We start from the raw sequence: 20,173 nt of genomic DNA on the forward strand, positions 1-20,173 counted from the left end.
CATAACCTCCTTAAACGATTGGGTGATGAACAGTGATTAACTTTGTGCCATCTGGAAATGTTGCTTCGATTTCCATTTCGGTTAGCATATCAGCTACACCATCCATTACATCGTCTTCATTTAATATTTGTTTCCCGTAACTCATAAGTTCTGCGACTGTCTTACCATCTCTCGCACCTTCTAATAATTCAAAGCTAATGATAGCAACAGCTTCTGGATAATTTAATTTTAGACCTCTTTGTTGACGTCTGCGTGCTAAATCAGCTGCAACTACAAGCATTAACTTATCTTGTTCCCTTTGAGTAAAATGCACGAAACTCACGACCTTCCAATAATAAATATTGTACGCATAATATATGCATGCTCTTTTATAATAAGATGATTATCTATTTACTACAAGAATTACACATTTAATTATTAGAAAAAAGTTACTAATTGTAAATGATATAACCAATGCGTTAAGCTTTAAATCGTATAGAATTTAATATAAAATTAATAGAGTCAAGAGATAAAGAAATTGGGTGACGACATGAATATCGTGAAAATATTACTCAGAAATATTTCGCAAGTATTACTACTGGAAAATGCAATTACTGGTTTGTGCATTTTAGTTGGCTTATTTATAGGGAATTGGAAAGTAGGTCTGATGGCACTGTTGGGCAGTATTATCGCTTTATTATTAGCTAAGTGGACAAATTATAGTGGGGCAGAAATAGAAGCGGGGTTAGCGGGATTTAATCCAGTATTAACTGCGATTGCATTGACGCTGTTTCTAGTGCCTAAATGGTATAGCTTGGTTATTGTACTACTTGCAGTTATTATCACGATGCCGATTGGCTCAGCTGTGCGAGAGTTTTTTAAACCCTTTGGTATTCCGATGTTAACTATACCTTACGTATTTGTGAGTTGGTTGATATTGCTAATGTCGTTTCAGTTTGAATTTGTGAATGCAAATGTACATATTTTACCTAATAAGGTTCAAGAAATCACTTTTTCAGGAAATAGCGTAGAAGGTTTGCAAGCATTTTTTACAGGATTTAGTGAGGTGTTTTTATTAAATCATGTTATTACAGGTTTCTTGATATTAGTGGGAATATTTATTGCATCGAGACGTGCGGGTGTATATGTCATCTTTGCGAATTTGATTGGCTTAGCGGCTGTGAGTTTACTTGGAGCAAATCACGACCAAATTAATGATGGATTGTTTGCGTATAATGTCGTATTAACTGTCTTGGCATTAGGTATTGCTTTTCGAACAATCATTTCAAGGACAATGAGTATCGTGCTAGGTTTATTATTAACGATTATTCTACACGCAGGTATGACAACTTTATTAACACCATTTGGGTTACCAGTCTTTACATTACCATTTATTATTGCAACATGGATCATGTTGTTCGGAGGTAATCGAATGAAGTTAAATGAAATTGCAGAACCACGAAATTGATGGGTAATCTTAAAGAATATAGTTATATTTATGGATGAATTATTTTTGTTGAAAGAAGGAAGATAGATTGAAGAAAGTATTAGGGGTTGTTGCGGCAACTATAATGATTCTCGGAGGTTGTAGTGGGACGCAGAGTAAAGAAGATGGCAAGACGTTAAATGTCGAATTACCATTAAAAACAACTTCAGTCGCGCCATACAAGACAGATGTCCCAGTAAAAGTAGGTGCAGCAGAATCTTTGTTTAAAGTGAGTACAGACGGCAAGGTTGAAAAATTATTAGTCTCGGAGTATAAGCAGGTTTCACCAACTGAATTGAAGTTGACAGTAAAGGATAATATAAAATTTCAAAATGGTAAAAAATTAACGGGTCAAGCAGTGAAAAATAGTTTGGAACAAAGTATACAGCAAAGTGATTTAGTCAAAGGTTCACTCCCTATCAAAGATATTAAGGTAGATGGACAGACAGTGACGATTTTAACAAAGGAAGCATATCCTGAGCTCGTTTCAGAATTAGCCAGTCCATTTGCAGCCATATATGACACTGAAGCGCAGGGTGATATTAATAAATCACCGGTGGGAACTGGTCCATATAAAATTGTTGATTATAAGCAATCACAAAGTATAAAGCTCAACAAGAATAAAGCATATTGGCAAGGAGAACCGAAGTTAGACCATGTTAATGTGAGCTATCAAGAGGACGGTAATACACGTGCCAACGACTTGTCAGCAAATAAGGCTGATGTCATTACCGATGTTCCAGTTGAAAAGGTAGATGCGCTAGATAAAGGTCAACAAACAAAGATTTCTAGTGTGCCAGGTTATAGAACAAGTTTATTATTATATAATCATCAAAGTGACAAGATGAACAAGCGAGTACGTGAAGCATTAGACAAGATTATTGATAGAGAAGCTATTGCCCATAATGTTTATAAAGATTATGCTAATGCCGCTTCGGGTCCATTTAATACCAAACTTAATTTTATTAATGATAAAAAGGTCACTCAGCAAGATATTCAGCAAGCACGCAAGTTATTACAGCAAGAAGGCTATACTAAAGAACATCCATTAACATTAACTGTGTCAACGTATAATGGTAGACCAGAATTGCCAAAAATCGCACAAGTTGTACAATCAGACGCTAAAAAAGCAAATATTAATATTAAGTTACGCAATGTTGATGATATTGATGGTTACCTTAAAGATAAAAGTCAATGGGATGCTTCATTATATAGCTTTGGAACATTTCCGCGAGGCGACACTGGTTATTTCTTTAATCAAGCTTATAAAGCACAAGGTGCTATTAATGCTGGAACTTATAGCAATAATCGTGTGAATGATTTGATAGAACAATTTAATAAAACGGTAGATAAAACAGAACGCAATCAACTGACAAATAAAATTATTGCGTTAACAAAAGAAGATTATGCAAATAGTTATATTGCCTATAGTAATAATATTGTGGGTCTTAATAAGCATGTTACTGGACTCAAAGCTTCTCCTGAAGGCATTTATCTTATTGATTATAAGGTGAATGTAAACAAATGATAATCACGCAAATAATTCGTAGAATCGGACAAATGATCATTGTATTATTTGTCCTTTCTACTATCACATTTATCTTAATGAAATTAACGCCAGGAGATCCTGTAAATAAAATATTACATCTTGATGTTGCTAATGTATCTGCTTCACAAGTATCAGAAACGAAAGAGAAGTTAGGGCTGAATCAGCCCATTATCGTGCAATATGGACAATGGTTAAATCAAATTGTACATTTGAATTTTGGTACAAGTTATCAGACTGGAGAATCTGTGAGTAAGGAATTACTGTATTATACACCTCCAACATTATTGATTGCTTTAGCTACTATGGTAACTGTCTTATTGATTAGCATACCTTTAGGCACTGTCGCTGCCAGATATTATCATACTTGGATTGATATGTTGATACGTATGATGACTTCTATTACGGTGAGCATTCCGTCATTCTTTTTAGGAACGTTACTAATTTATATATGTGCGCAACAATTAGCTATCTTGCCTTCTTCTGGTATTGCTACACCGGCTGGCTATATTTTGCCAGTTGTGTCATTGAGCATTGGCATGAGTGCTTATTATGTAAGACTGATGCGCTCAAATTTATTAGAATTATACCGATCGCAAGAGGTACAAGCATCTAGATTAAGAGGTATGTCTGAATCTTATATATATTGGAAAGATATATTTAAACCAGCTTTGTTGCCAATAATTACGATCATGGGTATGTCTGTCGGCAGTCTAATTGGAGGTACAGTAGTAATCGAAAATCTCTTTGGGATACCAGGGGTGGGACGCTTTTTAGTGGATAGTATAAGAGCCCGTGATTATCCAGTTATTCAAGGTGTTGTATTGATGATTGGTTGTTGTGTTATTTTCGCTAATACAGTAAGTGACTTGCTATTATTGTGGCTCGATCCAAAACGGCGCTCAGTGAAACATAAAGTTACGAAAGTAGAAGATAGATTGGATGGTGGTCCGTTATGAAATTAGGCAAACAACCTCTAATCTATTATCTATTTTTTGCATATGTTGTATGTATTATAATGTCGCAATTGTTCGTAGTAAAGGATATGGCGTTAACTGTGCATCTCAATCGTACATTTGAGGTACCAAGTGTTCAGCATTGGTTAGGTACAGATGACTATGGTCGAGACTTATTCTCAAGGTTGATTTTAGGTGCCCGTTATACGTTGATAGTAAGCTTATTAACACTGTTACTGACTGTTATTGTTGGTGTGCCACTGGGGCTGTTAGCCGGATATAAAAAGGGCATTATCGATACGATTATTATGCGTGTGATTGACATTGGTTTAAGTATTCCAGAGTTTGTGCTGATGATTGCCTTAGCAAGTTTTTTTAAACCTAGTATATGGAACTTAGTCATAGCAATTATGCTAATCAAGTGGATGACCTACACACGATTGACGCGTTCTATTGTTAGCGCTGAGCTTAAAAAGCCATACATTCACATGGCAAAGATGTTAAATGTACCAAGTTACGTCATTATTTTTAAGCACTTCTTACCACAAGCAGTACCATCCATTATTGTGCTTATGACTGTGGATTTTGGGAAGATTATACTCTATATATCATCTTTATCATTTTTAGGGTTAGGTGCACAACCACCATCACCTGAATGGGGAGCGATGCTAAATGCAGGAAGAGATTATATAGAATCACACCCACTACAATTATTAGCTCCAGCTGTGATGATTACGGTCACGATATTAATTTTCAACTTAATGGGCGATGCATTAAGAGATCGACTTCTCCAAGGAAAGCGTGATAATAATGTCTAAAATGTTATCAATTCAAAATTTAAGCATTCAAAACTCAGTAAATGAGTATTTAATAAAGAATTTAAACCTGACCCTACATAAAGGACAGGTTAACGTATTGATTGGTGAAAGTGGTTCAGGTAAGAGTCTGACTGCTAAAGCAATCGTTCAACAATTAGCGCCGTCATTAAGTGTTTCAGACTATGAAATACTTGTTGAAGGGCAAAGCGTAGTAGATATGAAATCAATGCTTGGAAGAACGATTGGATTTATTGCGCAAGATTATAGTCATAGCTTTAATGATCATACAAAATTAGGTAAACAACTTATGGCAATTTATCGTGCACATTATCAGGTGCCACGTAAAGTTGCCAAACAAATCGTATCACAATCATTAAAGGTGGTTGGACTAAATGAGCGTCTCGTGTTTGAAAGTTATCGCTTTAATCTATCTGGTGGGCAACTAGCACGTGTACAAATAGCGAGTGTCATAATGTTACGACCAGAGATAATTATTGCAGATGAGCCTACATCATCATTAGATGTTGTAAATGGTCATGAAATCATGAATTTAATTCGTCATCTTGCAGAGGTACATGAGACAACATTGTTATTGATTACACATGATTTATCACATGTGTTGAAATTTAGTGATTGGATTGCGGTAATTAAATCAGGAGAAATTGTCGAGTATAATCATGTACAACAATTTCACGACAAAATGGTGAGTCCTTATAGTTTAAAGTTATTTAATGCACGCCGTCAGTTGAGAAATGAGGGGAATGGATGATTGAATGTAAGAGAGTAACATTTAACTATAACAAGCATACTGTTTTACATGATATAAACTTAACGTTTTCCAGCCAACAGAAGATAGGCATCGTTGGAGAAAGTGGATCAGGAAAAACAACGTTAGCACACTTGATATTGGGAATGCTGAAACCGACAGCAGGAGAGATAAATAAACATGGCTTAACTATGTTACCAATTTTTCAAAATGCATATGATAGCTTTAATCCGAAAAGAACAATACAACAATCTATGGATGAAGCAATTAAGTATTATTATCAAGATGCTAACAAAGTGTTAACCCAACGATTAGACGAATTGTTAGTCCTGATGGGATTAGATTCAAACCTTTTAAAAAGGAGACCAGAAGAGCTAAGTGGGGGACAACTACAGCGTCTTAATATGATACGTTCATTTGTATTAGAACCAGATATACTAATTTGTGATGAAATTACAGCAAATTTAGATGTGATTTCAGAAAATAAAATGAAAGATATACTGGAACATTATCATCAATTGACTAGAAAAGGATTAATGATTATATCACACGATATTGCATTTCTTCAGGCATTGGTTGATCGAATTGTAGTATTAAAAAATGGTTATATCGTTGATGACTTTATGGTTAAAGATATGTTTGCGGATAGTAGAAATGCCTATACTAAAAAGCTGCTTTCTCTTTATTGAGAAAGTAGCTTTTTATATGTGTTTTATTGTGATGTTTGTAATTTTAATTTAGGGAAATAACTTAACTTATGATGAACAAGCTAACAGAAATATTTTTATTTTATTAGCAAAATACTATTGAGCTTATTTATGCCAGTGTGATAGGGTTTTTAAATAACATAAAAATCGCGGGACATTTTTAAGAGAATTAAAAGGAGGGAGTAAATGATTAAAATAAATCGATATAAATACTTTACGATATTATTATTTTTAGCAGTACTATTTATTGGTGCGACGCTACGTTCACCTATTTCCTCTATAGGACCATTAGTTCCATTTTTCAAGGAAGAATTAGGCATTTCGAATAGTTTGGTTGGTTTGATGAATACTTTACCGCTTGTTGCATTTGGATTATTTTCTCCATTTATTCCTAAGTTGTCACAGAAATTTGGTATGGAACGCACCTTGATGTATTCGATGGTTATTTTAGCTATTGGAATGTGGTTAAGGGGAACTGGAGGCGCAAGTTTATTACTTATTGGCACAATAATTGTTGGATTTGCAATAGCAGTAGGGAATGTTATGGCACCAGGGTTGATCAAATCATCATTTCCACAACAAATGGGATTTGTTACAGGTATGTATTCTGTGACGATGAATCTTGTGAGCGCTTTGGCTGCTGGTTTATCTGTTTCGATTGCAGTGGCACCAGGGATGAATTGGCGTATTGCAATGCAAATTTGGTTGATTGTACCTATTATTGCAGCACTTGTATTAGTATTACGTATTCCATATTTGCGCTCACGTAAAAAGAAAGTGTTTGCAGAAATTGATAGCGAACCTAAACAAAGTGTTTGGAAATCTAAACTAGCATGGACAATTACCTTATTTATGGGCTTGCAATCGTTTATACCCTATAGTTTATTTGCGTGGTTACCAATTATGTTAACAACTAAAGGATTTTCTGAAAGTGAAGCGGGATGGCTTGTAACTGTAAACCAGCTAGGAATCATACCAGTGGCATTTGTTGCACCTATTATTGCAGGGCGTATGAAGAAGCAAAGTAGTTTAGCATTATTTGGTGCTGGGTCCTTTTTTGTAGGGTTATTAGGTATCGCATATTTACCAAATGCTGCGATTGTACTCTATTTAATATTGATAGGTGTTGGTGCAGGAACAACATATAGTTTAGCAATGATGTTTTTTGTCTTGAGAACTCAAGATATTGAACAGTCTTACCAATTATCTGGTATGGCTCAATCCATTGGTTATTTATTAGCTGCAGTGGGTCCGGTATGTCTAGGTATGATTTCAGATATTACTGGCAGTTGGTCCGTCCCACTCATTGTACTTATGGGGGTAGCTGTATTAATAGCAATATTTGGCTTTATTTCAGGGCAACCATTTATTGTTCATCAACCGGCACATCAGCAGAATGATTAATTTAGGCAAAGTACTACTCAAAGTCTAGTATTACAGTTAATATTGTAGTACTAGATTTTTTTATGTTTAAGCAACTTTGTTTAATTAAAATATATTGTTGTAAACATATCGGTGAGTTCTATAGCTGAAAAATGTTATTATTTATATAAAGGTTAAGCCACGATTAATATGATACTTGAAATGTTAGGAGGGATTGGATGGAGGAACAACAAAAAATTGAAAATTGGATTGAGCTAACAAAATATGTTCATTATATAGATACAATGATAGAAAAATCATTAAAGCAGCAATATAATTTAAGTTTAAAAGAGTTCTATGTTTTATATGAAATTTATAAAGCAAAGGGCAAAAAATATAAAATTAATGATTTAATAAAAATAGTGGATTTGAGTCAGAGTGCTATGTCCCGTCTTATCGTAAGAATTGAAAAAATAGCAGAACCATTAGTATTTAGACAAGAATGTGTTGAAGATCAAAGAGCTATGTATATATATTTAACGGATGAAGGTTTATCTGTCATTGAAAAAGCCATCAAAACGTATGAACAATTAATAGCTAAAGTTGATTTTTCATCTATGCACGATTTGATAACAAGGCAATATAAAGCATAGCAATGGGTTAAGAGGAGGGTAACAAACTTCCTTTTTATACAATATAAGTTGGCGATTATGTGTTGAACATGGTCGCCTATTTTTTTATAGAAACATATATACATAATAAGACAAAATTAACACCAGTCCAACAAGAAAGATGTTGGACTGGTGCCGAATTCATAGCTCGTAGCTACTGTAATATTTTGAATTTTCCCCTGAATTCTATAATAGTACAATAGTGCTATACTAATTATTAAGTTAATGGTTTATGACTTTGTACTTTTATGTTTTTTTGAATGACTAATACCATAAATTAGATAAATCAGTAAACCGATGATGAACCAGATTAATGTATATAATTTGGCTTCTCCACTAAGCCCCCAAAATACAATAGCAACACTGATAAATGCCACAATTGGTAACACTGGATAGAATGGCATTTTAAACGCTGGTACTGGAATATCCTTTCCTTCTCGAGGGCGTAAGCCAAACATACCTAATGAAACAAACATAAATGCAACGAGTGTACCTGCAGATATTAACTGTGCTAAGAATGCGAATGGGAACATTGAACCAATAATCACGGCAATAATTGTTAAGATGATCAATGAACGGTTTGGTAATTGCTTATTATTTAACTTACCTAACCATGAAGGTAATAATCCGTCACGACCAAATGAATAAAGTAGACGTGAACCTGCCAACATCATACCAATCAATGCAGTAAACATACCAATAACTGAAATAGCTTGTACAATCGCGGCTACGACACCAAATCCACTTTGTCTTAATGCCCACCCTACAGGTTCAGCATTATTTGCATAATCTGAATACTTAAACATCCCAACAAGTACAAGTGCAACAGCCACAAACAGAATCACGGCAATTAACAATGATCCCAGTATCCCTCTAGGCATTGTCTTCTGCGGATTGATTGCTTCAGCAGAGTTTGCAGCGATTGAATCAAATCCAATATACGCTAAGAATATCATAGAAACACCAGCATAAATCCCTTGCCAACCACCAAATGCGCCAGCTTCAGTTGCTTTATATTCTGGTATGAAAGGTACATAGTTACTACCTTGTACTACAGTTAAACCAACTACGATAAATAATAGAATTGCTAATACCTTCAATACAACTAAGATGTTCTCTATACGCGCAGCGGATGATGCACCACGAGCAAGTAACAATGCTGTAAGTAGTATAACGATAGCAGCGACTAAATCGATAACGCCGCCATCAGTACCAAATGTATTGGATAGTGCTTTAGGTAATTCAATACCTAAAGGTGAAACTAAACCACGTAAATTAGCTGAAAAACCAGAAGCCACAAAGGCGACAGCGATAAAATACTCAGCCAATAATGCCCAACCAGCTATCCATCCAAAAACTTCCCCAAACACGACATTAATCCAAGAATATGCAGAACCAGCAAATGGCATGGCAGATGACATTTCAGCATATGCAAAAGAAATCAAACCAGCAACAATCGCGGCAAATAGAAAAGATAATGCCACGGCTGGACCAGTATGTTGCGCAGCGACTACGCCTGGTAAGGTGAAAATTGATGTAGACACGATTGTACCGACACCTAAAGCTAGAAAATCTTTAACCTTTAATGTGCGATTCAAGTGCGCATCTTTTACTTGATAGACAGAGGGGTCCTCTTTCTTTAATAGTTTTTGAAAAAATCCAGTCATTATAAACCACTCCCTAAAACTCATTTCACAAAATTTAATAACGTTATTAATATAATCCATATCATAGCATATATCAATCAGAATATTTAGATAATTTCGAAAAAATAAAACAAATATTTGTCGTCTGACAGAAAATCGATAAATTTACGACAAATATTTAGTCATATCATGAATTGTTAATTGGGAACGAATGTACCTATCATATAATATAGACCGTTTGTAAGTGTTGACTATAGGCCGACACGATTGCTATAGATTAATGATTTGTGGCTCGATATGTGGATCGTGATTGGCGATTGCATCAATACAATTCGGATTTGTTGCTTGTACTTTAACCCAATTTAAGGAATTGATAGTTGCATCCTTATCGTCAACATATTTAGGTAAAATACCATGTTGCCAAGATGATTTTGCATAACCTACATTTGATGTTAGTAATAAAAATTGATCCGCTTCCTTATGACGTTTGATACGTGTGACACAATGTCCAGGGCTATGTCCTGGTGTATGGATAAATTCCACAGTACCGTCGTTAAATAAATCATAAGATTTACCGGTAGGGCCGATGCCTTTATGTTCTAGAGGAAAAGTATCAATAGGAATGTTTTGGCACATACCTAATTCATAATTATTATTGTTATTTGCAGCAGACCATTCTTCATCACTGACCATAATATGATGAGCTTGTGCCACATGTGGTAAACCTGAGACGTGGTCATTGTGTAAATGACTTAAGATGACATAATCTACATCAGTTATTTGGTAGCCTAGTTTAGCAAGATGTTCATGAACTGCTTGTCCTTTAGGTAAAATAGCTTTCTGAGAAAGTGAAGCTGCATTTTTTGAATAATCGGGTTGGCGATTTGATTCATGCCATCCTGTATCTATCAATACAAGTCCTTTAGGATGTTCGATTAAGTAAATAGAAACGGGTAAACAAATGTGCTTACTTCGTGTTTGAATAAAACCACTCCAAGAAAGTGGTAGATTTTTTTTATGATTAAAAGGTAAAGCCGAGTCAACAATAACTGATCCTGTATGTAATATATGTACATTAATATTACGTGTCATTGATTGTAAACCTCCAAATTTAGGCGTGCATGGCCTTTGTATTTAAATATAAGTTATTATAGTAATTGTGAAATGAAATATATTGAATTTAAATTAATCTTTTATTTTATAATAAAGATGGTAAGAACTTTATCTTAATAAAATAAATGTGTCAAATGTATCGTAAGTAAAAATAAAGTGCTTTTTGTGTTAAATTATAAATGTGAAAGAAACATAGACATTGGGGGAAATGATGATGAATGTTAAATCAGCGTGGTTAAATTTACCTGTAGTCAATTTGGAAGCGAGTGAAGATTTTTATCAACAAATCGGCTTTGAAATTAAAAAATCGGATGACATGATGGATAAGATGAGAGGTATTGCTACATTAGATAACACGGTCATTATGCTTATCGAAACGAAACAATTTAAAAAAGTGTCACGATTATCAAAAATTGGTAATAACGAAGCATTAATATCACTATCATTAAATACTAAAGCTGAAGTTGATCAACTGTTAGATTTAGTAGAAAGTGCGAATGGCACAGTGATAGAAAGAGGCACGATGCATGAAGGGTTCTATGGGGGATTATTTAGCGACATAGACGGTCATTTATATAATATTATTACAATGTAGGTCGCAAAGCGTTAAATTGAAATACTAAGATGTTGGAGGCAGGTAAAATGGTTAAAGCGATTGCTGTAGACAAAGATGGAACGTTAATGAGGTCTGATCACACTTTGGACGAATTATACTTTGAACAATTGTTCCAAACAATGATGAAGCAAGACATAAAATTTATCGTTGCGAGTGGAAATCAATATGCACAATTAAAGTCACTGTTTCCTGACAAAGTAAATGATATTACATTTGTAGCTGAAAATGGCGCCGTGACTTATTATCAAGACGAAATTCTAGATGCAAATTACTTTGATAAGACAGTATTACAACAGATTTTAGGTGATATCATTGATAAGCATAAAGTAACTGATTTGATATTAAGTGGTGTACGTACTGCATATGTATTACCAAATGTGACAGAGGATTTTACGGCGTATTTTAATCATTATTATTATGATGTTCAACAGGTTAAACACTTTGATGATATTAGCGATGATGATTTTGTAAAGGTAGCAATGCGCATCAAAGACACAACGGTATTAGAACAAGTGAAAGCGGACTTAGAAACACAGTACCCTCAATATTTAAGGGCAGTGACTAGTGGTAATGACAGTCTAGATTTGATTTTGCCAGATGTAAATAAGGGAGTAGCTATCCAGTCATTATTAGCACGTTGGGGGATAGACGAAGAAGATTTACTAGCCTTTGGTGATGCCGATAATGATATTGAAATGCTCAGTTTGACGCCTCACAGTTATGCCATGGCGGAGTGTAGTGAGTCATTAGCCTCTGTAGCCAATCACAGAGCACCGTCAAATAATGATTCTGGTGTATTAAAGGTGATTGAGCACTTTATAACTTCATGATAATTAAAAAGAGGTTGTATCCATTTACAATATAGTATTGTAGTTGGTACAACCTCTTAATATTTTATTTAATAATTAACACTGGAATGTGTGCATGGTTGGCAATTTTATGTGTGACATTACCAAGTACATTCTTAATATCTGCTTTTGCACGTTTATTACTCATGACGATAATTTCATAATCGTGTTCTTCTATTTCTTCTAAAATGGTATTTCGAATATGCCCCGTACCGAATTTTACAGTCACATTCAAGTCTAATTTTTCTAAGTCATCAATAAAAGGTTGGATTTCTTTCCCTTTAGATTCGGCTAATTGTTCAAAATGAATGTCATTGTATCTAACAGATGTTTGGAGTTCACTTTCTGAGATAACATTGAACACTGTGATCTCAGCTTCTTGTGAACCAGATGTTAGACGGACTAATTCTTGAGGCACATTGTTAAACGTGTTATCGAAGTCATAGGCTACTAATATTTTTTTATACATAATAGCACCTCCCTTAATATATGCATACCCTAATTAAGTAAAGCTAAAATTTTATTTATTAATTATCAACTTGAAATTTTAAAAGATTCTCACTGATTGTGATTTATGCATCTAATCCAATGATGTCTTTAACGTTTTGGTAACCATTTTTATTAAGGTATTGTGCTAGTGCTTTATTTAATTTACTAGTAAGTCCTGGTCCTTCAAATACTAATGCGCTATATATTTGAACAAGTGATGCGCCGCTTCTTAACATTGTAATCACATCTTCAACTGTGAAAATACCACCTGTTCCAATGATTGTAAATGTACCATTTGTTTCCTTGTAAGCATGTTTGATGAGTTCAATGTTACGTTCGAATAATGGGCGACCGCTTAATCCTCCTGTTTCAATACGATTTTCAGATTTTAATCCGTCCCGTTGTTGCGTCGTATTAGCTAAAATAATACCATCAAAGGTCTTGGTAATTGGTGGTAACATATGTCCTAAACTAGTTAGATCTAAATCGGAAGTTAACTTTATAAATATTGGGACAGTGATGTCATTTTCTACTTTAAATGATTGTATTGCTGTGCAAAGCTGTGAAAATTCACTTTCATCATGGAATTTCTGTAAATTTTCAGTGTTAGGTGAGCTGATATTTACTGTGTAGAATGTGACATCATTTTTAAAGGTATCAAGCACCTTTATATAATCTTGATAACGATCTTCGTAAGGGGTACTTTTATTAACGCCAACATTTAAGCCTACTGGAATGTTATAACTATATTTACGTAAATTACTAAGTGCCTTATTCATTCCAAGGTTATTGAAACCCATTCTGTTTATTAACGCTTGGTCTTCTACTAGACGGTACATACGTGGTTTAGGATTACCAGGCTGTGGTTTTGGTGTAATACCACCGAGTTCGATTGAGCCAAACCCTGCATATTCTAAGGCTTTTGGAACTTCGCATGATTTATCGAAACCTGCTGCAAGACCAATCGGATTAGGGAAACGAACACCTGACAATTCTTGTGTGAGAATATCATTCTCATAATGGAAGAATTGTTTGATTATAGGTAATGTTTTAGGATATCTTTGGACAAATTTTAAGGCATCGATTGTCATACCATGTGCTTGTTCGGGATCGTACTTGAATAAGATAGGCTTGATTAATTTGTACATGAAATTTTCGCTCCATTTTTTAATTTTGTAATTAACTTAATTATAAAAAACAATCAGTTAAGAAAAAAGAGATAACACATTTGAATCTCATACTTATCTTGAAAGTATTGTCTTTAATAGACTAGCATTTTAGAAGGTTTATGCCTAGAGTGAATCACTGAAATTATAATTGAGGAATGCTTAAAGTGGTATCGACATGGATATAATATGAAAGACAAGTATGTTATTTTGGAGTGATAAATATTGGAAACTAAATGGAAAGAACAATTACCAATAACAGGTATTAAAGCTATTACCCCTGTAAGTGGTGGGGATGTAAATGAAGCTTTCCGAATAGAGAGTGAAGACGGGGTATATTTTTTATTGGTGCAACGTAATAAGTCTGAATCATTTTATGCGGCTGAGATTGAAGGATTAAATCTTTTTGAAGCTGCAAACGTGACAGCACCTAGAGTTATAGATAGTGGAGAAATAGCAGGTGATGCTTACTTGATATTATCATTCTTACATGAAGGGACTAAAGGTAGTCAACGTCAATTAGGTGAGCTTGTTGCAAAACTGCATAGTCAACATGAACCAGAAGGAAGATTTGGGTTTGATTTACCTTACCAAGGTGGAGATATTTCTTTCGACAATAATTGGTCTGATAATTGGACTACGATATTTGTTGAACGACGTCTAGATCATTTAGTTGAAACTTTATTGAAAAATGACCAATGGACGCTTGATGACAAAAAACGTTATGAGCAGGTGCGTAAGATTATTGTAGATGCATTGTCTAATCATAAGAGTAAGCCATCATTATTACATGGTGATTTATGGGGTGGCAACTATATGTTTTTAGAGGACGGGACACCAGCATTGTTTGATCCTGCACCACTATATGGTGATAGAGAGTTTGATTTAGGCATTACTACTGTATTTGGAGGATTTACGCAAGATTTCTATGATGCATATGAGCGACATTATCCAATGGCAAAGGGTGCAGAACAACGATTGGAATTCTACCGTTTATATTTATTGATGGTACATTTAGTAAAATTTGGAGGACTCTATGCACGTAGCGTAGATCAATCTATCTCTAAAATACTAGCCGATGCTAAATAGTGTTATGAATTGATACAAAATATGATACTTGATGAATGCAGTGTTGCAATATCGAAAAATTAAATAGTTGTCTTATTAAGCAATTTGATTAAAGTAAAAATGTCATTTTCTATTCTAATAATAGAGAGTGACATTTTTTATTATGGGAAAATTTACATTGTACGTACTATACAATCCAATATTGTCTAAGAATGAAGTTTATTTAGGGCTTAATTATTCATGTGTTTCACAAGTCATTTTCTGAAACGGCTAATGATGTGTTGAATAATATTGATGAATTTATATTAAAAGAAAATTACTATTTAATTAGAAATTTGTTATTTTTTAATTTATATTTGTTATACTGATAACAAGTTGTAAAAATAAATATTATATTAAGTGTAATAAAGATGTTTGCATTGTATTATTTAAGGTATTCATCCTTTGAGACGAGTAGAAATGGTGTAAATGATGTATTACGTACTGTTGAAAATGATTTGAGATGTTGTTTGTCTGCAATAAATTGTCTCGAATCAATAGATACATAGTGAGCAGCGTATTATGTGAGAAGAAATCCTTTGAGAATCGAATAGTATGAAGAAGATATTGAAACATAGGGGGCTAAAAATTGAGTACATCTAATAAACTGTTATTCAACCGTACTTATATGTTAATGTTATTGGCAGGCATCTTTGCTATGGTTGGTTTCAGTACAATTTTAACGACAATAACCTGGTATGCTGTAAAGGAATTACAATCGTCGATGGCATTAGGTTATATATTAGTTTCAGCCACAGTACCCAGGTTGATTATGATGACATTTAGCGGTATGGTTGCTGATAAATTTAAGAAAACAACTGTTATGTATTATTCAAATATTGCAGAATGTTTGGTACTTGTGATTTTGTATTTTTTAATTATAAATCAACAACTATCACTGATTCCGCTAATGATCTTAGCAGCATGTTTTGGAATGTTGGACGCCTTCTTTGGACCAGCAAGTACATCATTAATACCTAAGGTAGTCACGCAAGCGCAATTACAGCGTGCCAATTCATTATTCCAAGGTGGGACTCAAATTTCCTTTATATTTGGACCTATTATTGCCGGTGTAATTATGGAACATTATTCAATTGCGACAAGCTTTTATATTTCTTTAATATTTGTATTTTTATCTGCTATATTCGTCTTTCCTTATTTTATTGATGAAGCGGATGTTAAAGAACGTTCTGATAATACACCAATCAAAGATATTGTCGAAGGTTTTCGTTATGTTAAGTCATCCCGTTTTTTAATTACAGGGATTATTATTTTGATTACTGCCAATTTCTTTGGACTAGGTGCGTTAAGTGTTGGGATTCCGATTATAGTAGAATCACTTGGTGGCACACCGATTAATTTAACGTATTTGCAGTCTAGTTTAGGTGTGGGGATGTTGGTAGGAACAGGATTGCTTAGTATTATTACGTTCCAAAAGGGACGAGGTAAGTTGACGATATTTACATTGTTGATCATGATTGTGCTATTGATTATCTTCACGCAAGTTACGACATTGATATTACAAATGCTGTTACTTCTCCTCATTGGTGTTACTTATACCTTTGTTTACATTCCATTTATTACAATGGCACAAGAATTTACAGATGAACAAGTAACTGGAAGAGTGATGAGTTTAATATTTCTTGCGATGACAGGGTTTGATCCAATTTCTTATGTAGTGATCTCAGGTCTGAATACAATGGATATTTCAATATTTAATGTTCTTGCAATTTCTGCATTTTCTAGCTTATTTGTATGGGTATTAATTCTTTTTAATTCTAAAAATTATAGACAGCTTAATTAAGTATTTAAAATTTGGGACATAATTTCCAGAAAAAAAGCACTCAGATGATTCAATTTATCTGAGTGCTTTTTTATTATTCATATTTCGTATTATTGGCTCGCTTTCCTAGGGGCCAGCTTCAGCCTGTAGTCTTCAGCTTGTCCTGTTCCCACAGGAGTCTCGCCAAAATACGTAGAAAACATAAGTGACTGTTAAATTACCATCCACTTAAATGCTTGTATTCAGTTTGTCTAGTAAGTGTTGGTATATCAATCATTAAATAAATAATACTTAAGCTGTTGGTTTAATATTCATATTTCGTATTATTGGTTCGCTTTCCTAGGGGCCAGCTTCAGCCTGTAGTCTTCAGCTTGTCCTGTTCCCACAGGAGTCTCGCCAAAATACGTAGAAAACATAAGTGACTGTTAAATTACCATCCACTTAAATGCTTGTATTCAGTTTGTCTAGTAAGTGTTGGTATATCAATCATTAAATAAATAATACTTAAGCTGTTGGTTTAATATTCATATTTCGTATTATTGGCTCGCTTTCCTAGGGGCCAGCTTCAGCCTGTAATCTTCAGCTTGTCCTGTTCCCTCAGGAGTCTCGCCAAAATACGTAGGAAACATAAGTGACTGTTACAGTAACAGTCATAAAAAAAGACAATTTCTATATTACTTCAATAGAAATTGCCTACTTCAATTATTTAAACACTTTACGTTCTATACGCTTGTGCTATGGCTAATTCAAATCTAATGTTCCCATTTCTTTTCTAAGTTTATAAACTTTATCAGGTGTCACATCTTCACCTAATGGATCTACAACTTTTAATGTTGAAAAGGTATTGATGACTTGTCCTCGAATCATTTTAAGGTATTCTTGTCTCAATGTTTGTTGTTCTTGTTTTTCTGTTGTTGTTAGTCCTTGTACTTTTTCTTTATTTGCTAACATATTAATTCTGTCCAATAATTTCATTTTTCTGTACCTCCTTGGTTATATGTGGTGGGAAATAGGGGATAATTTCTTTTCCTATTTCTTGTAACATATCTTCGTATGTTCTATTTGACGATTTTAAGTTTAAAATGATGTGATTTGTTCCGATCCGTTCATAGGCGCTTAATATATTTAATAAAGTCTTACTCCCCAGTCGATATCCACCCTTAATTGGTGAAACAAGTTCATTTGGATTATTTGATAAATCGATGACGAGGGGATGCATAAATGGTTTGAATTTGTTGTTATCATGCCACTGTTCAAGTAGTTTCTTTTGCGCTTGAAAGGCTTGTGGATAGAATAACCACCCATCCATATGCTGTTTAATCCAGTCTATGCTTTGTTTGGCATAACCAGTAGCAAACACTGGGATTTGTTGGTGTTTGGGTAATATTTGTAAACCAGAATCTTCAGTTAGTTGGAATTTTGTATCTGATAAGTCTGGTGAGTGTGATTGCCATAATGCCTTTACAGCGTATATCGTTTGCTGATATCGTTCTGATAATTGATTTGTCTCTACATTGAATGCTGGAAATTCAAATTGTCTATCTCCTGTTGCCATGCCGAGTAACAAGCGTTCATTAGAAATTAAATCTAATGAGGTAGTTGCTTTAGCTATATGAATAGGATGTCTTAACGTCGCAACAATACTAGCAGTACCTAATGCAATGTTTGAAGTTCGACTACTTATATAAGTCAAAAATACAAATGGGTCATAATTTGTGGTTATAGGACCTAACTTAGGACTATAGAGTGGACTATCTCTAACGAATAAACTAGTGAACCCAAGTGTTTCGGCATATTTTGCCAAGTCTCCTTGTTCAGAAAATGATAATGCATTATGCTCGGTATTATCAAAAGGCATCATTAACCCAAGCGTTAAATGTTGTGCTTTAAAAGCGTAATAAAATCCGCTGTGTGATTGTATTGTTGAAATATTAATCCCTCCTTTTCTTTATACTAAGCAACAGTTATTAATTAAGTAACACCTGTTGTCTAGATAAAATTGTATGACCATTCTGTGCATAATGCAAACGACAAATTGTTTAATTTATTGGATAAGCAACAATTTGTGCAATGTGTTGTCAAATCATCATCATTACGATATAAAGCATTTATATTTTTTAGAATAAAGTTGCTTAACAAATATTAATTTTAGACATTTTTATTATTATTTGATTATTTTTCTGAATTTCTTTAAATTGAAGAAGACAAATATTATTTTTGGAGGTAATTTATGTTTTTGAGAAAAGTATTAAGTAGTATTACTTTGTCACTAGCTTTAATTTTAGCAATAGCACCATTTAGTAGTTTTGCCAGTTCAGATGAACAAGGAAATAATGAAGAGATTCAAGGCTCGCATGATACAGCTCAACAAAATGAAAATACTGCTAACCAATCGCCAGAAATATCACAAAAAGTTATATTGCCAAATGAAGATAGAAAACAAATAGATAATACAACGAGTGGTCATTACCAATCTATCGGTTATATTAGTATGGGAGACAGTATTGCTACTGGTGTTGTAGTTGGTAAAAACACTGTACTAACAAATAAACACGTAGCAAACCTTTCTGACGGTAATATGCAATTTTCACCAGCAGCAAAGGATGAAAATACATTCCCGTATGGGACATTTACAGAAAAAGATATTAAACCATATCCAGGTGACGCAGATTTAGTCGTTGTTCATTTTAATCCTAACAGTAAGGGACAAACAGTTGGTGAAGTAGTACAACCAGCTACTTTAAAGGACGCTGCAGCGACATCAAAAGGAGATCCTATGACAGTGACAGGTTATCCTGGTGATAAACCTTTAGCGACAATGTGGGAAAGTACAGGAAAGATTATAGGTAATCAAGGTACAGAGTTAACTTATGATGCAAGTACTTTCGGAGGAAATTCAGGATCACCAGTATTTGATAGCAATAATCAATTAATCGGATTACATCACGGTGGTGTTGAAGGTGAAAGTAATAATGCAGTTGCTATAACTGGAGATGTATTGAAGTTTATTAATGACAATAATGAATAGTACATATTGTGAGTAATTAAATTTCAGGAATAACAAAAACTCCCTAATTGTTAAGTGGAAAGGTAGGATGTGTTTGTAAACGCTGT

General features: G+C 34.0%; 20 protein-coding genes. 13 read left to right on the plus strand and 7 right to left on the minus strand.

What is annotated here, in order from left to right:
• Positions 1–10: 10 nt before the first annotated feature.
• The gene (locus JN168_RS01595) at positions 11–313 is read right to left on the minus strand and encodes an urease subunit gamma (RefSeq protein WP_042740403.1); all 303 of its coding nucleotides are present in this window, start codon (positions 311–313) and stop codon (positions 11–13) included.
• A gap of 216 nt (positions 314–529) precedes the next feature.
• On the opposite strand from JN168_RS01595, the gene yut reads away from it, so the two are divergent.
• The 8 genes from yut (at position 530) to JN168_RS01635 (ending at position 8,273) form a co-directional block, all read left to right on the plus strand.
• Complete coding sequence (yut, locus tag JN168_RS01600) at positions 530–1,447, plus strand: urea transporter (protein WP_042740532.1); 918 nt, start codon at positions 530–532, stop codon at positions 1,445–1,447.
• A gap of 103 nt (positions 1,448–1,550) precedes the next feature.
• Positions 1,551–2,993 carry a nickel ABC transporter substrate-binding protein gene (gene nikA, locus JN168_RS01605; RefSeq protein WP_411841290.1) on the plus strand — a complete coding sequence of 481 codons (1,443 nt, stop codon included), beginning with the start codon at positions 1,551–1,553 and terminating at the stop codon, positions 2,991–2,993.
• Positions 2,990–3,970: a nickel ABC transporter permease gene (nikB, locus tag JN168_RS01610; protein ID WP_042740401.1), complete on the plus strand. Its 981-nt coding sequence runs from the start codon at positions 2,990–2,992 to the stop codon at positions 3,968–3,970. The genes nikA and nikB overlap by 4 nt, the downstream gene beginning before the upstream one ends.
• Positions 3,967–4,785, plus strand: coding sequence for a nickel transporter permease (gene nikC, locus JN168_RS01615; RefSeq protein ID WP_229366514.1), 819 nt, complete (start codon positions 3,967–3,969; stop codon positions 4,783–4,785). Before nikB ends, nikC begins: the two co-directional genes overlap by 4 nt.
• A complete protein-coding gene (locus tag JN168_RS01620) occupies positions 4,778–5,554 on the plus strand; it encodes an ATP-binding cassette domain-containing protein (protein WP_279526118.1) in 777 nt (258 codons plus the stop codon). Before nikC ends, JN168_RS01620 begins: the two co-directional genes overlap by 8 nt.
• Positions 5,551–6,240, plus strand: a complete 690-nt coding sequence (locus JN168_RS01625; protein WP_279526119.1) for an ABC transporter ATP-binding protein — start codon at positions 5,551–5,553, stop codon at positions 6,238–6,240. Before JN168_RS01620 ends, JN168_RS01625 begins: the two co-directional genes overlap by 4 nt.
• A gap of 204 nt (positions 6,241–6,444) precedes the next feature.
• Positions 6,445–7,662 carry a CynX/NimT family MFS transporter gene (locus JN168_RS01630; protein WP_279526120.1) on the plus strand — a complete coding sequence of 406 codons (1,218 nt, stop codon included), beginning with the start codon at positions 6,445–6,447 and terminating at the stop codon, positions 7,660–7,662.
• Positions 7,663–7,859: 197 nt separating this feature from the next.
• Positions 7,860–8,273, plus strand: coding sequence for a MarR family winged helix-turn-helix transcriptional regulator (locus tag JN168_RS01635; RefSeq protein ID WP_042740396.1), 414 nt, complete (start codon positions 7,860–7,862; stop codon positions 8,271–8,273).
• Between the two features lie 248 nt (positions 8,274–8,521).
• Here the strand turns inward: JN168_RS01635 and JN168_RS01640 are convergent, their stop codons facing one another.
• Positions 8,522–9,958: an APC family permease gene (locus tag JN168_RS01640; RefSeq protein ID WP_042740395.1), complete on the minus strand. Its 1,437-nt coding sequence runs from the start codon at positions 9,956–9,958 to the stop codon at positions 8,522–8,524.
• A gap of 249 nt (positions 9,959–10,207) precedes the next feature.
• Positions 10,208–11,029 carry an N-acyl homoserine lactonase family protein gene (locus JN168_RS01645; RefSeq protein WP_232155104.1) on the minus strand — a complete coding sequence of 274 codons (822 nt, stop codon included), beginning with the start codon at positions 11,027–11,029 and terminating at the stop codon, positions 10,208–10,210.
• A 235-nt stretch (positions 11,030–11,264) separates the two neighbouring features.
• Between JN168_RS01645 and JN168_RS01650 the strand changes: the two genes are divergently transcribed.
• Complete coding sequence (locus tag JN168_RS01650) at positions 11,265–11,645, plus strand: VOC family protein (RefSeq protein WP_042740393.1); 381 nt, start codon at positions 11,265–11,267, stop codon at positions 11,643–11,645.
• Positions 11,646–11,692: 47 nt separating this feature from the next.
• Positions 11,693–12,496 (plus strand): Cof-type HAD-IIB family hydrolase, encoded by an 804-nt coding sequence (locus JN168_RS01655; RefSeq protein WP_279526121.1) that lies wholly within the window; start codon positions 11,693–11,695, stop codon positions 12,494–12,496.
• A gap of 64 nt (positions 12,497–12,560) precedes the next feature.
• On the opposite strand, the gene JN168_RS01660 is transcribed toward JN168_RS01655, so the two are convergent.
• Both JN168_RS01660 and JN168_RS01665 read right to left on the minus strand, forming a co-directional pair.
• The gene (locus tag JN168_RS01660; protein WP_042740391.1) at positions 12,561–12,983 is read right to left on the minus strand and encodes a universal stress protein; all 423 of its coding nucleotides are present in this window, start codon (positions 12,981–12,983) and stop codon (positions 12,561–12,563) included.
• Between the two features lie 103 nt (positions 12,984–13,086).
• Complete coding sequence (locus JN168_RS01665; protein ID WP_232139573.1) at positions 13,087–14,151, minus strand: quinone-dependent dihydroorotate dehydrogenase; 1,065 nt, start codon at positions 14,149–14,151, stop codon at positions 13,087–13,089.
• A 243-nt stretch (positions 14,152–14,394) separates the two neighbouring features.
• Between JN168_RS01665 and JN168_RS01670 the strand changes: the two genes are divergently transcribed.
• Together JN168_RS01670 and JN168_RS01675 are read left to right on the plus strand one after the other, a co-directional pair.
• Positions 14,395–15,258, plus strand: coding sequence for a fructosamine kinase family protein (locus JN168_RS01670; RefSeq protein WP_042740389.1), 864 nt, complete (start codon positions 14,395–14,397; stop codon positions 15,256–15,258).
• Positions 15,259–15,865: 607 nt separating this feature from the next.
• A complete protein-coding gene (locus JN168_RS01675) occupies positions 15,866–17,080 on the plus strand; it encodes an MFS transporter (RefSeq protein WP_052495470.1) in 1,215 nt (404 codons plus the stop codon).
• Positions 17,081–17,800: 720 nt separating this feature from the next.
• Here the strand turns inward: JN168_RS01675 and JN168_RS01680 are convergent.
• Positions 17,801–18,034 carry a DUF896 domain-containing protein gene (locus tag JN168_RS01680; protein WP_042740388.1) on the minus strand — a complete coding sequence of 78 codons (234 nt, stop codon included), beginning with the start codon at positions 18,032–18,034 and terminating at the stop codon, positions 17,801–17,803.
• Positions 18,012–18,989, minus strand: coding sequence for an LLM class oxidoreductase (locus JN168_RS01685; protein ID WP_279526266.1), 978 nt, complete (start codon positions 18,987–18,989; stop codon positions 18,012–18,014). Before JN168_RS01685 ends, JN168_RS01680 begins: the two co-directional genes overlap by 23 nt.
• A 300-nt stretch (positions 18,990–19,289) precedes the next feature.
• Between JN168_RS01685 and JN168_RS01690 the strand changes: the two genes are divergently transcribed.
• Positions 19,290–20,087, plus strand: a complete 798-nt coding sequence (locus JN168_RS01690; protein WP_042740386.1) for a trypsin-like serine peptidase — start codon at positions 19,290–19,292, stop codon at positions 20,085–20,087.
• The last annotated feature ends 86 nt before the right edge of the window (positions 20,088–20,173 follow it).

Source organism: Staphylococcus gallinarum (genome assembly GCF_029774255.1).
Classification (GTDB): Bacteria; Bacillota; Bacilli; order Staphylococcales; family Staphylococcaceae; genus Staphylococcus; species Staphylococcus gallinarum.

Excerpts from the sequence above, each read along its gene's own strand:
- yut (WP_042740532.1), top strand. The coding sequence starts at position 530 with ATGAATATCGTGAAAATATTACTCAGAAATATTTCGCAAGTATTACTA.
- nikA (WP_411841290.1), top strand. The coding sequence starts at position 1,551 with ATGATTCTCGGAGGTTGTAGTGGGACGCAGAGTAAAGAAGATGGCAAG.
- nikB (WP_042740401.1), top strand. The coding sequence starts at position 2,990 with ATGATAATCACGCAAATAATTCGTAGAATCGGACAAATGATCATTGTA.
- nikC (WP_229366514.1), top strand. The coding sequence starts at position 3,967 with ATGAAATTAGGCAAACAACCTCTAATCTATTATCTATTTTTTGCATAT.
- JN168_RS01620 (WP_279526118.1), top strand. The coding sequence starts at position 4,778 with ATGTCTAAAATGTTATCAATTCAAAATTTAAGCATTCAAAACTCAGTA.
- JN168_RS01625 (WP_279526119.1), top strand. The coding sequence starts at position 5,551 with ATGATTGAATGTAAGAGAGTAACATTTAACTATAACAAGCATACTGTT.
- JN168_RS01630 (WP_279526120.1), top strand. The coding sequence starts at position 6,445 with ATGATTAAAATAAATCGATATAAATACTTTACGATATTATTATTTTTA.
- JN168_RS01635 (WP_042740396.1), top strand. The coding sequence starts at position 7,860 with ATGGAGGAACAACAAAAAATTGAAAATTGGATTGAGCTAACAAAATAT.
- JN168_RS01640 (WP_042740395.1), bottom strand. The coding sequence starts at position 9,958 with ATGACTGGATTTTTTCAAAAACTATTAAAGAAAGAGGACCCCTCTGTC.
- JN168_RS01645 (WP_232155104.1), bottom strand. The coding sequence starts at position 11,029 with ATGACACGTAATATTAATGTACATATATTACATACAGGATCAGTTATT.
- JN168_RS01650 (WP_042740393.1), top strand. The coding sequence starts at position 11,265 with ATGAATGTTAAATCAGCGTGGTTAAATTTACCTGTAGTCAATTTGGAA.
- JN168_RS01655 (WP_279526121.1), top strand. The coding sequence starts at position 11,693 with ATGGTTAAAGCGATTGCTGTAGACAAAGATGGAACGTTAATGAGGTCT.
- JN168_RS01660 (WP_042740391.1), bottom strand. The coding sequence starts at position 12,983 with ATGTATAAAAAAATATTAGTAGCCTATGACTTCGATAACACGTTTAAC.
- JN168_RS01665 (WP_232139573.1), bottom strand. The coding sequence starts at position 14,151 with ATGTACAAATTAATCAAGCCTATCTTATTCAAGTACGATCCCGAACAA.
- JN168_RS01680 (WP_042740388.1), bottom strand. The coding sequence starts at position 18,034 with ATGAAATTATTGGACAGAATTAATATGTTAGCAAATAAAGAAAAAGTA.
- JN168_RS01690 (WP_042740386.1), top strand. The coding sequence starts at position 19,290 with ATGTTTTTGAGAAAAGTATTAAGTAGTATTACTTTGTCACTAGCTTTA.